7 protein-coding genes are annotated in these 12,477 nt (G+C 61.9%); 5 read left to right on the forward strand and 2 right to left on the reverse strand.

What is annotated here, in order from left to right; genetic code table 11:
* Nucleotides 1-93 precede the first annotated feature (93 nt).
* The 3 genes from pvdM to BM321_RS14465 are packed head-to-tail and all read left to right on the forward strand — an operon-like array spanning nucleotide 94 to nucleotide 3,640.
* Nucleotides 94-1,464, forward strand: a complete 1,371-nt coding sequence (gene pvdM, locus BM321_RS14455; protein ID WP_092174148.1) for a pyoverdine-tailoring dipeptidase-like protein PvdM — start codon at nucleotides 94-96, stop codon at nucleotides 1,462-1,464.
* Nucleotides 1,461-2,741 (forward strand): pyoverdine-tailoring periplasmic protein PvdN, encoded by a 1,281-nt coding sequence (locus tag BM321_RS14460; protein WP_092442930.1) that lies wholly within the window; start codon nucleotides 1,461-1,463, stop codon nucleotides 2,739-2,741. Before pvdM ends, BM321_RS14460 begins: the two co-directional genes overlap by 4 nt.
* Nucleotides 2,742-2,764: 23 nt before the next feature.
* Nucleotides 2,765-3,640 carry a dihydropyoverdine dehydrogenase gene (locus tag BM321_RS14465; protein ID WP_092442931.1) on the forward strand — a complete coding sequence of 292 codons (876 nt, stop codon included), beginning with the start codon at nucleotides 2,765-2,767 and terminating at the stop codon, nucleotides 3,638-3,640.
* 317 nt (nucleotides 3,641-3,957) lie between these two features.
* Here BM321_RS14465 and BM321_RS14470 read toward each other — a convergent pair whose 3' ends face one another.
* Nucleotides 3,958-6,438 (reverse strand): TonB-dependent siderophore receptor, encoded by a 2,481-nt coding sequence (locus BM321_RS14470; RefSeq protein ID WP_092442932.1) that lies wholly within the window; start codon nucleotides 6,436-6,438, stop codon nucleotides 3,958-3,960.
* Nucleotides 6,439-6,801: 363 nt separating this feature from the next.
* Between BM321_RS14470 and BM321_RS14475 the strand changes: the two genes are divergently transcribed.
* Both BM321_RS14475 and BM321_RS14480 read left to right on the forward strand, forming a co-directional pair.
* Nucleotides 6,802-8,451 (forward strand): cyclic peptide export ABC transporter, encoded by a 1,650-nt coding sequence (locus tag BM321_RS14475; protein WP_092442933.1) that lies wholly within the window; start codon nucleotides 6,802-6,804, stop codon nucleotides 8,449-8,451.
* 104 nt (nucleotides 8,452-8,555) lie between these two features.
* A complete protein-coding gene (locus BM321_RS14480) occupies nucleotides 8,556-10,991 on the forward strand; it encodes a TonB-dependent siderophore receptor (RefSeq protein ID WP_092442934.1) in 2,436 nt (811 codons plus the stop codon).
* Between the two features lie 420 nt (nucleotides 10,992-11,411).
* On the opposite strand, the gene BM321_RS14485 is transcribed toward BM321_RS14480, so the two are convergent.
* Nucleotides 11,412-12,374, reverse strand: coding sequence for an alpha/beta hydrolase (locus BM321_RS14485; RefSeq protein ID WP_092442935.1), 963 nt, complete (start codon nucleotides 12,372-12,374; stop codon nucleotides 11,412-11,414).
* Between the last annotated feature and the right edge of the window lie 103 nt (nucleotides 12,375-12,477).

The following is a 12,477-nucleotide window of genomic DNA, read 5'->3' on the forward strand; positions in this document are numbered from 1 at the left end:
GAGCGCCTAAATTTCCCGCCCGATCACTCGTTCTCCCCAGATAGCAAAGGCCCCGCGCCTGTCCTTCCAAGGCGAACCTGACTGAGATCGGCAATGACAACACCTCGTTCGAAAAAGGCTCTTTTCATCGGCCTGCCCCTGGCCCTGGCGTTGGCCGTCGGTGCGGGCGTCGCGGCTTGGGACCATTGGTGGCGGGACAACCCCGGCTACCCGGTCAAAGTGATGAAAGAGGCCAGGGAACTGCACGAGCGCCTGCTGTCCTTCGACAGCCACATCACCGTGCCGCTGGATTTCGGCACCGCCGGCAATGAGGCCGACAAGGACGGCAGCGGCCAGTTCGACCTGGTCAAAGCCAACCGCGGCCATCTGTCCGGCGCGGCCCTGACGGTGTTCGGCTGGCCGGAGTTGTGGAACGGGCCCAACGCGCCGCACAAGCCCACCGCCGGTTTTGTCGAGGAAGCGCGCAACCAGCAGGAAGTGCGCTACAAGATCATCACCGGCCTGGTCCGGGACTTTCCCAACCAGGTCGCCATCGCCTACACCCCGGATGATTTCCGCCGCCTGCACGGCGAAGGCAAATTCGCGATTTTCATCAGCATGCTCAACGCCTACCCCCTCGGCCACGACCTGAGCCTGCTGGACCTGTGGACGGCGCGGGGCATGCGCATGTTCGGCTTCAGCTACATCGGCAACAACGACTGGGCCGACTCCTCCCGCCCGCTGCCGTTCTTCAACGACTCGCCCGATGCCCTGGGCGGCCTGTCGGACATCGGCAAGCAAGCGGTGACACGCCTGAACGACCTGGGCGTGATCATCGACGTGTCGCAGATGTCGACCCTGGCCCTGGAGCAAGTCGCGCAACTGAGTCGCACGCCGCTGGTGGCCTCCCATTCGGCACCTCGGGCGATGGTGGACATACCGCGCAACCTCAGCGACAAGGAAATGCAACTGATCAAGGCCAGCGGCGGCGTGGTGCAGATCGTCGGTTTCTCCCAGTACCTGCGCCCGCTGACGCAAAAGACCCAGGACAGACTCAACGCCCTGCGCGAACGCTTCGACCTGCCGCCGCTGCCTAACCTGGCGATGGCGCTGATGCCCGGCGACCCGATCATCGCCGCCTGGCCGGAACAGAAGTTCGGCGAGTACGCCGGCCAGCTCTACGGCATCCTCGAAGAAGAACCCAAGGCCAGCCTCAAGGACCTGGGGGACGCCATCGACTACACCGTGCGCAAGATCGGCATCGACCACGTCGGCATCAGCTCGGACTTCAACGAAGGTGGCGGCGTGAAAGGCTGGGAGAACGTCGGCGACATCCGCAACGTCACCGCCGAACTGCTGACTCGCGGCTACTCCGAAGCCGACATCGCCAAACTGTGGGGCGGCAATTTCCTGCGGGTCTGGGATCAGGTGCAGAAAGCCGCCCGCCCCGCCATCGCCTCGACCCAGAAGGCGGCCCAGCCATGAATGAACGTCGCACCTTCCTGAAGCAGGCCGGGATCCTCGCCGCCGGCCTGCCCCTGGCCGCCAGCCTGCCCGCCACGGCCAGCGCCGATCCACTGCCACCGCCGCCCAAGGATAAATGGGCGCAATTGCGCTCGCTGTTTAACCAGGACCCGGACTACCTGCACTTTTCCAACTTCCTCGTCACCACCCACCCGCGCCCGGTGCGCGAAGCCATCGACCGACACCGCGCCGCCCTGGATAAAAACCCGGGGCTGTTGATGGACTGGGACTTGGGCGTCACCGAAGAGCGTGAGGAAAACGTCCGCATCTGGGCCGGCCGCTACCTGCAAGCGAGTCCTGCGCAAATCGCCCTCACCGGCAGCACCACCGAAGGCCTGTCGATCATCTACGGCGGCGTCCACGTGGCGGCCGACCAGGAAATCCTCACCACCGCCCACGAACACTACGCCACCCACACCATTCTCGACCTGCGCACCCAACGCAGCGGCACCCGGGTGCGCAAGATCAAGCTGTTCGACAACGCCCACGACGCCAGCCATGAACAGATCCTCACGGCCATCGACCGCAACATCCGCCCCGAAACCCGGGTGCTGGGCATGACCTGGGTGCACTCGGGCAGCGGCGTGAAGCTGCCCATCGACAAGATCGGTGCCCTGGTGGACAAGCACAACCAGGGCCGCAGCGATGAGCAGCGGATCATCTATGTGGTGGACGGCGTGCACGGTTTCGGCGTCGAAGACCTGAGCTTCCCCGCCATGAATTGCGACTTTTTCATTGCCGGCACCCACAAGTGGATGTTCGGCCCGCGCGGCACCGGCTTGGTGTGCAGCCGCAGTGAAGAACTCAAGTACGTCACGCCGATCATTCCGACCTTTTCCGAAGCCACGACGTTCTCCACCGTCATGACCCCGGGGGGCTATCACGCCTTCGAGCATCGCTGGGCCGCCGACGAAGCGTTCAAGCTGCACCTGCAACTGGGCAAGGCCGAAGTGCAGGCGCGGATCCATGCCCTCAACAGCTACCTGAAAAAACAGCTGGTGGCACAGCAACAGATCGAGCTGATCACCCCCATGAGCCCCGCGCTGTCCGCCGGTTTCACCTTCTTCCGGGTCAAGGGCCGCGACAGCGACGAAGTCGCCGCTTACTTGATGAAGAACCGTGTGATCGCCGACGCCGTGCATCGCGATGCGGGACCGGTGGTCCGCACCGCGCCGGGGCTGCTCAACAGCGAAGCCGAGATCGATCGCTTCATGGGCTTGTTGGACAAGACACTCTGAACCTAACTTATCGAGAGAGACGGATGAACAGTTTTTCGTTGAAGCTACTCCCGGCACTGGCCCTCGCCGCCCTGCTGCCCTCCGGCGCCCAGGCCTCGCAACCGGGTCAGGTCTTTCGCGACTGCAAGGACTGCCCGGAAATGGTCGTGCTGCCCACCGGCACCTTCCAGATGGGCACCCCGGACGACGAAGTGGGACGCGAGCCCGACGAAGGTCCGCTGCACCCGGTGACGTTTGCCAAGCCCGTGGCGATCAGTCGCTTCCAGGTGCTCAAGGGCGAATGGTTCGCCTACCTGCGCGACACCGGCTACACCATGCCCGACGGCGATGAGCGTCCCGGTCGAGCCTGCAAGGCCGGCATCCCGGACTACCAGGGCAGCGACCCGCGCAAGCAATACACCGACCGGCACCCGGCGGTGTGCATGGACTTCGACGAGGCCAATGCCTACGTGGCATGGCTGTCGAAAAAAACCGGCAAACAATACCGGCTGGTCAGCGAGTCCCTGCGCGAATACGCCGCACGCGGCGGCAGCACCGGGCCGTTCCCCTTCCCGTTCGATGAAGGCAAGGAATACAGCATCGCCCAGCACGCCAACACCTACGGCGCGGCCGACGGCTACAACTTCACCGCCCCGGCCGGCAGCTTCGCGCCCAATGCCTTCGGCGTGTACGACATGCACGGCAACGTCTACGAGTGGACGGCCGATTGCTACAACGAAAACTATGTGGGCGCCCCGAGCGACGGCAGCGCCTGGCTGACCGGCAAGTGCGAATTCAAACGCATCCGCGGCAACGACTGGGGCGAAGCACCGGTGTTCTCCCGCTCGGGCAACCGCAACGCATTGGTGCCCAGCGATCGGGGGGACTGGATTGGTTTTCGGGTGGCGCGGGATATGTAAATCAACGGACTCGCCCAAATACCTGTTCGGACCGGGGACATGGTTAACCTGTGGCGAGGGGATTTATCCCCGCTGGGCTGCGAAGCAGCCCCCAAACAGGCAACACCGATCAGTCAAAAATAGCGCGGCGGTTCCATTGGGGCTGCTGCGCAGCCCAACGGGGATAAATCCCCTCACCACAAGTGCAGTGCAGCCCAGCGGGAGCAAGCTCCCTCGCCACAGGTGTTGCATTCCCCCGGATACTGGCTGGACGGCCTGGCAGCCCCGTAAAAAAACCGACCCGCACAAGGCGGGTCGGTTTTTTCTGCGCGCGCGAATCAGAACTGCGGCGTGTACTTCACGGAGAACATCAGGTTGCGCGGGTCACCGAAGTTGTTGTTGCCATTGAGCTGGTTGTAAGCGGAGGTCAAGTACGTCTTGTCGAACAGGTTGTTGGCATTGACCGCCAAAGCGATTTCCGGCGTCAGCTGGTAGCCGACGCGGGCGTTCCATACGGTGTAACCCGGGATTTCACGGTCATAGTCGTAGACCAGCGTGTGGCTTTGGGTGGTGAAACCCAAGCCCGTGCTGACGCGGCTCCAGTCACCGGTGAACTGGTAGTTACCCCACACGCGCAGCATGTGTTTCGGCGTCCAGGTACTGAAGACACGACCTTCATTGTCCGGGTCCTCCAGGTACTTGGTGGTGTTGTAGGTGTAGCCTGCGAACAGCTGCAGGTTGTCCACCACTTCACCACTGATTTCGGCATCGATGCCCTGGCTGCGCACTTTCCCGGAGGCCGCCGAGCAATCCGAGTTAACACATCCAGGAGCAGAGCTGTCGTCGATGGCACGGTTCTCGTGGTCGTAACGGAAGATGGCCAGGGAGGTATTGACCCGGCCGTCCATCAGCTCACCCTTGAGGCCGACTTCGTAGTTGCTGCCGATAATGGGCTTGAGCACCGAACCGCTGACATCGTGCTCGGTCTGGGGCTGGAATATGTCGGTATAACTGGCATACACCGCCCACTCACGGCTCAGATCATAGATGATGCCGGCGTACGGTGTGACCACGCCGGTTTCAGTTCCGGTGCTTGGCTCGTTGCGAGTGATACCGTTGGCCGCGGTTTCGGTTTTCGACTTGTAGCTGAAGTCATACCAACTGACCCGGGAACCCAGCACCAGTGTCAGATCATCGACCGGCTTGACGCGCCAGGTGCCGTATATACCCTTCTGGCGGATATCGTATTTGCTGAGGGTGCCTCGCCCACCCGGGCTATTGATCAGGCCGTCGTAGCTGATGTCCGGCCGGTTATTATTCAGGTCGAAGATCGTGTCGCTGCTGTTGTTGAAGGTACGGGCGAATTTATCATCCGTCTCCAACTGCGAGAAGTTGCCGCCCAGCATGACCTCCTGCTCCATCGAAAAGGCTTCGAACTTGCCGTTCAGGTTCATGTCGAGACCGGACTTCGTAGACTGGAAATCGGTCACGAAGTCGGCATATTGCACCCCACTGCCGTCAGGGGCGAGGCCGACACCGCCATTTTGCGTCCTTTGGTTTTTCGCCTGGTTGTCTTCGGTCATGTACACGGCACCCACCTTGAACGCCCAGTCCTCGTTGAAGCGATGCTCCAGATCGGTGTAGTAGGTGGTGACATCGATGTCGGAACGGTTCCAGCGCGCGCCGGTGTAGGTCGAACGCGATACGTCCGGCATCGAACCGTCGGCGTAGCGTGGCAGGCCGCGGATGTTGCCGCGTGATTCACCGTTGGATTGGCTGACCGCGAAGCCCAAGGTGGTGTCTTCGCTCAGGTCGATGTCCAGCGCGCCGTACAGCGAATGGGTTTTGGTCCAGGCATGGTCGACGAAGGAGTTGCTCTGGTCTTCGTCGGCGACGATACGGCCGCGGATGTTGCCGGCGTCGTTCAGCGGGCCGCCGGCGTCCAGTTGCAGGCCGTAGTGATCCCACGAGCCGGCCTTGCCGGTCAGGGTCACGGTCGGTGCGCTCTGGCCACGCTTGCGCACCAGGTTGACGGCACCGCCGGGGCTGCCTGTGCCTTGCAGCAGACCGGCGGCGCCGCGCATGATTTCCAGGCGGTCGAAGAAGATCAGGTCCTGGGTCGCCCAGTTGCCCAGCGAATAGTTGTTACGCAGGATCGGCACACCGTCGTACTGCCAGTCGTCGATCTGGAAACCGCGCGACGACAGGATCATGCCTTGGCCGACGCCCTGCAGGCCAACGACGCCGGTGGTCTGGTTGACGGCGTCCTTGAGGCTGACCAGGTTCTGGTCATCCATCTGCTTGCGCGTCATCACGGTGACCGATTGGGGAATTTCCTTGAGGGTATGGGTGCCCTTACCAATCGTCACTGCGTTACTGGTGTAGGCCTGGCTGCCTTCGGTCGTCGCGTCCAGTGCCGTTGCCTTGACGGTGGTCGCGCCCAGCTCGAGGCCACCCGTGGCAGGGCCGCGCATCAGCATCAGGGTATTGCCCTCGAAGCTGTAGCGCACACCAGTGCCCTTGAGCAATTCGGCGATGGCAGCCTGCGGGCTCATCTTGCCGCTGACGCGGGTGCTTTTCAGGCCGGCCATGTCGGCGGCGTTGTAGATCACTTGCTGGTTGGTCTGTTGACCGAACGCTTGCAGTGCCTGCGGCAGTGGTTGCGCAGGAATGTCGAGGCTGACGTCTTCAGCCATCACCTGAGCGCTGAGTGGCAGTACGCAGACTAACCCCAAACCGGCCAACACCCGACGTGAACGCAGGCCGCGGGACATGACGAGGGCCTTGAACAGAGGTTTCAACTCATGAATTGCTGACATCGCGCTCTCTATTATGGGTAGGTAAAAATCCGACACCTGGGCTGACTGCCTGCCCTGCCCGATTTGCCGCATACCTTAGTAAGACGCAGCATCTGCAAAAACCGGAATGAGTTTATTTATCGTTTTCTTACACAGTAAAGAAGGCCAGCGCGTCTGCACGACGGTCTTTTAAATGCCAATGACAGAGCTGCAGCGAAGAGCTCGTTCATAGGCCCTGCTGAACCGACCCATCGCTAAATCCCCTCTCCCTCCACTCGTTCTACAGGTGGGCACGACTCGAGCGGCGTGCCTGCGTCCCCCCCAAGCCCTTCCGGTAAACGCCCGCGAGGGCCTTCGCCCTTTTCATCAAGCAGGGAAACCTCCATGAACCAACCAAAACGCGGGGTGATCAATGAACTGTTCACCCTGCTCAAGCCCTTCCGGCTGATTGTCATCGGCGCCATTCTGCTGGGCATGGTCGGTGGCCTGAGCGTCACCGTGCTGCTGGCGACGATCAACACTGTGCTGCACGCCGAAGGCGGCCTGACCAACACCGTGGTCGGCGTATTCGCCGGGCTGTGCCTGCTGGCCCTGTTCAGTTCCATCTGCTCCGACATCGGCACCAACTACGTCGGCCAGAAGATCATCGCCAAGCTACGCAAGGAACTGGGCGAGAAAGTCCTCAGTGCGCCCATCGAGCAGATCGAGCGTTACCGCAGCCATCGCCTGATCCCGGTGCTGACCCATGATGTCGACACCATCAGCGATTTCGCCTTCGCCTTCGCCCCGCTGGCGATTTCCCTGACCGTCACCCTCGGGTGCATGGGTTACTTGGCGATGCTGTCGTGGCCGATGTTCCTGATGATGGTCGTGGCGATTGTCATCGGCACCGTGGTGCAGTACATCGCCCGCGGTCGTGGGATCAAGGGCTTCATGGAGGCTCGCGATTCCGAGGACGAATTGCAGAAGCACTACAACGCCATCGCCGAAGGCGCCAAGGAACTGCGCATCCATCGCCCCCGGCGGCAACGCATGTTCGTCTCGGGCATCGAACACACCGCCGACAAGATCTGCGACACGCAGATCCGCTCAGTGAACATTTTCGTGATCGCCAAGACCTTCGGCTCGATGCTGTTCTTCGTGGTGATCGGCCTGGCCCTGGCCCTGCAATCACTGTGGCCGAGCGCCGACAAGGCGGTGATGAGTGGTTTCGTGCTGGTGTTGCTGTACATGAAAGGCCCGCTGGAACACCTGATCGGCACCCTGCCGATCGTCAGCCGCGCCCAGATCGCCTTCCGCCGCATCGCCGAATTGTCGGAGCAGTTTTCATCCCCTGAACCGCACCTGTTGCTCAACGACCCAGGCCAGCCGAAACCCCCGGTGCAGACCTTGGAACTGAGCAATGTGACTTACAGCTTCCCGGCGGTGGAAGGTGCCACGCCGTTCCGCCTGGGACCGGTGAACCTGAAGATCGACCAGGGCGACATCGTGTTCATCGTGGGTGAAAACGGTTGCGGCAAAACCACGCTGATCAAGCTGCTGCTGGGCCTGTACGCGCCGCAGCAAGGGGAAATCCGCCTCAACGACCACGTGGTGACGGCCGTGACCCGCGACGATTATCGCCAGTTGTTCACGACGATTTTTGCCGATTACTACCTGTTCGACGACATCGTCCAGGGCGACACCCATATCCCGGACGACGCCAATAAATACCTGCAACGCCTGGAGATCGCCCACAAGGTCAGCGTGCGCGACGGCACCTTCACCACCACCGACCTGTCCACCGGCCAGCGCAAGCGCCTGGCACTGGTCAATGCGTGGCTGGAAGAACGCCCGGTGCTGGTGTTCGACGAATGGGCCGCCGACCAGGACCCGACCTTCCGGCGGATTTTCTACACCGAGCTGCTGCCGGACCTCAAGCGCCTGGGCAAGACCATCATCGTGATTTCCCACGACGACCGTTACTTCGACGTGGCCGACCAATTGGTGCGCATGGAAGCCGGCCGGGTGATCACCGAACTGCAATCGGCGTAAATAATCACGATTCTCATTCTGGTTTTTTCCGGGTCGTGCGTCCTAATTAAGAATTGATGACAACTACACCCCTATTAAAACTAAAACCTGCAAGAGTGAAACACATGCCAGCAACTCCGGGGATTCCACGTTTTACCAAGGCACTGATCATGCGCCGCCTGCTGCAACCAGGCTTCAGCGCCAGCGCATTCAGCCTGGCCTTGGCCATGCCGTTCAGCGCACAGGTCCAGGCACAGGAAGTCGATCTCAACATTCCGGCGCAGTCGCTGGCGAGTGCCTTGCAGGCGTTGAGCAATCAATCGAACATGCAAGTGCTCTACAGTGCCGATGATGTCCAGGGCCTGCGCAGCCAACCGGTCAGCGGTCGGTTGTCGCCGGCTCAAGCGTTGTCGCAGATGCTGGCGGGGACCGGCGTCATGTTCACCATCCAGGGCAACACGGTCAGCGTGCGCGCCAGGACAACGGGGAATTCGCTGGAACTGGGCGCCACGACCATCACCGGTAAATCCGCGGAAACCGCCTACGGCCCGGTGGACGGCTACGTCGCCACCCGCAGCGCCACCGGCACCAAGACTGACACACCGATCACGGAAATCCCGCAGACCATCAACGTGGTCACCGCCGACCAGATCGCCACCCAGGGTGCCCGTAACCTGACCCAGGCCTTGCGCTACACACCGGGCGTGGACACCAGCGGCTTCACCGACCGCAACACCATCGCCGATGAGATTACCAGCCGCGGGTTCGCGCCGACACAGCTGTACCTCGACGGTGCCTACCTGCCCTATGCCGGCAGCCTGGGCGGCGCGCCGCAGATCGATCCGTATACCCTGGAGCGGATCGAAGTGCTCAAGGGCCCCTCGTCAGTGTTGTACGGGCAGAACCAGCCCGGCGGCCTGATCAACATGGTTTCCAAGCGCCCAACCACTGAACAGCGCAGCCAGATCAAACTGGGGGCGGGCAGCTACAACCGAGTCAATGGCGCGTTTGACACCAGCGGCCCGATCGACGACCAGAAGGAATTCAGCTACCGCGTGATTGGCGTAGCGAAAAAAGGCAACCAACAGGTCGATCACACCCACAGCGAGCGCATGTTGCTGGCGCCGAGCCTGACCTGGACGCCCAACGAAGACAGCTCGTTGACGGTGCTGGCGCAGATCCAGCGCGACGACGGCCTGGAAGACTATCAAGCCCTGCCGAGGATCGGCTCCCTCGAACGCGGCCCCAACGGCCGGCGGATCGACCGGGACTTTTTCTCCGGCGACACGCGGTGGAACGACTACAAACGTGAGCAGTTCATTCTCGGCTACGACTTCAGCCACGAATTCACCGAAGACCTGACGTTCCGCTCCACCGCCCGTTACACCGATGTGCGTGACCAGTATCGGGGCTTCTACCTGCGTGGTTTCGTTGAGAATGATCAAACCCAGGCCACTCGCAACAAACTCGACTGGCAGCAGCACAACACCGCCTACACCGTCGATAACAACCTGGAATACAAATTCAACACCGGCGCCCTTGAGCACACCACCCTGACGGGCTTGGACTATCGCCATTTCAACCGTAAATACAAGGGTTACAACATCACAGGCGCGCCAATCGACCTGTATGGCAATAACAACAACTACGACACCAGCAGCGTCACCCCGACGCTGGATACCCAATGGGACAACACCGTTCGCCAGACCGGCGTCTACCTGCAAGACCAGATCAAGCTGGACAAGTGGATCCTGACCGTGGGTGGCCGCCAGGACTGGGCCGAAGTGGACAACAAGGACCTGCTGGCACGCAATGTTTCCTCACTGCGTGACAACAAGTTCACCGGCCGGATCGGCCTGACCTATGTCACCGATTTCGGCCTGGCTCCATACATCAGCTACTCGGAATCCTTCCTGCCGACTACGGGCACGGACGCTAGCGGCGACGCCTTCAAGCCGACCGAAGGCGAGCAATACGAAGTGGGCGTGAAGTACCAGCCGTTCGACAAGACGATGATTACCGCCTCGGTGTTCCAGATCAAACAGAAGAACCTGGTCACAGCCGACCCCGCCGATCCGCAGAACTCGATCCAGTCCGGCCAGGTGCGTTCACGGGGGGTTGAACTGGAAGTCAAATCCACCGTCGACAACATCGACGTCATGGCCGCCGCCACCTACCTCGACTCGTTCTACACCAAGGACAACTACGGCAACGAGGGCAACCGCAGCGAGCAACAGGCACCGTTCTCCGCCACGCTGTGGGTCGACTACCACTTCACCCAGGCCGTCCTCAATGGCCTGACCTTCGGCGCAGGCGCCCGCCACACCGGCCGCAAGCCGGGCGACGCGGCCAACTCGTTCGACGTCCCGGCCTTCACCGTGTTCGATACCACCATCAGCTATGACATGGGCAAGGCCACCTCAAGCCTGCGCGGCGTCACCACCAGCCTGAACGTGCAGAACGTCTTCGACCGCGAGTACGTGTCCAGCTGCAACTACTCGTTCGGCTGCTACTACGGCCAGGAACGCGTGGCCTCGCTGGACGTGACCTACGACTTCTAAACAACACCCAAAACCGGGCCCGGCCCTAATGCCAGTCAGTTAAGGATCAAGCGACTCAAAACCTGTGGGAGCAAAGCTTGCTCGCGATGGCGGCAGACCAGTCAATGACATGTCGACTGGCACACCCCAATCGCGAGCAAGCTTTGCTCCCACGGGTTTGGGGATTAACTGACCGGCATTAGGCCTGGCCCGGTTTTTTTGTGCCTGCCAATCCTGAAACCCTCCCACAGAGGATGTGTGGCAGATGCAAATCCTGAGCCCCCCCCAAAACAACTGTGGGAGTGGCATGTGCAAATCCTGAGCCCCCCTAAAACAACTGTGGGAGCGGGCTTGCTCGCGATGGCGGTGGATCAGCAAAATAATCTTGGCTGACACTCCGCTATCGCGAGCAAGCTCGCTCCCACAAGGGATTGTGGTGACTCAGGCGGTCAATGCAGTCCGCAAGGCTTGGCTCAATTGCGCGTACACCTCGTCAATCTCCGGCACCACGCTCTGCAAGCGCAGGTAGTCGTGGATCAGCCCGGTGTATTCGACCAGTTCCACGCTCACCCCCTGCTCCTGCAAACGCCGGGCGTAGGCGCGGCCTTCGTCGAGCAGCGGGTCATGACCGGCCAAGGCGATCAGGGCCGGGGCCAGGCCTGGGCAACCGGGCGCCAGCAATGGCGAGAAACGCCAGTCCAGGCGATCGGTGGGCTCATTGGCGTAGTGCCGGTAGAACCACTCGAGGGTTTCGCTCTCCAGCAAATAGCCTTCGCCGAACAGCTCGGTGGACGGGCTGCTGGTGGACGCATCGGTCACCGGATAACAGAGCAATTGAAAACACGGCTGGATCGCCAGGGCAGCGGGTTCCAGGGCCGCTTGCAGCGCCAGCACCGTCGCCAGTGTCGCGCCGACGCTGTCGCCGCCGAACGCCACGCGGCTGACGTCCAGGCCTTCGGCGCGGGCCTGCCGGGCCAGCCAGTCGAGGGCGTCGGCGCCGTCGTTCAGCGGGGTCGGGAAGGTGTGCTCCGGAGCCAGGCGATAGCCCACCGACAACACCGCGCACGGTGTCCGGGCGCAGAATTCGCGGCAGACGCCGTCGTGGGATGCCAGGCTGCCGACCACATAGCCGCCGCCGTGAAAGTACACCAGCACCGGCAGCGCCTGGGCCGAAGCCGTGGCGGGACGATACAGACGCAGCGCCAGCGTCGCGCCGTCACGGGCAGTGAATGCGTGAGCGGCACACTGCACATCCGCCGGAGCGTCCCAGCGCAATTGCCCGGTGGTGCGCTCGAACGCCTCACGGGCCTGGGCCGGCGTCGACAGGTGAAACGGCCCGGGGCCGTCGGCCTGGCTTTCTTCGGCCAGGTCGAGGAAGGCGTTGAGTTCCGGATGCAGGGACATCGCAGGGGTTCCTTATGAAAAACCATGGGTAAAAGATGAGCCACTCGGACTCATGCAAAACCCTGTGGCGAGGGAGCTTGCTCCCTCGCCACAGGTGCAAGAC

This window comes from Pseudomonas sp. NFIX10 (assembly GCF_900111955.1).
GTDB classification, from domain to species: Bacteria; Pseudomonadota; Gammaproteobacteria; order Pseudomonadales; family Pseudomonadaceae; genus Aquipseudomonas; species Aquipseudomonas fluorescens_AA.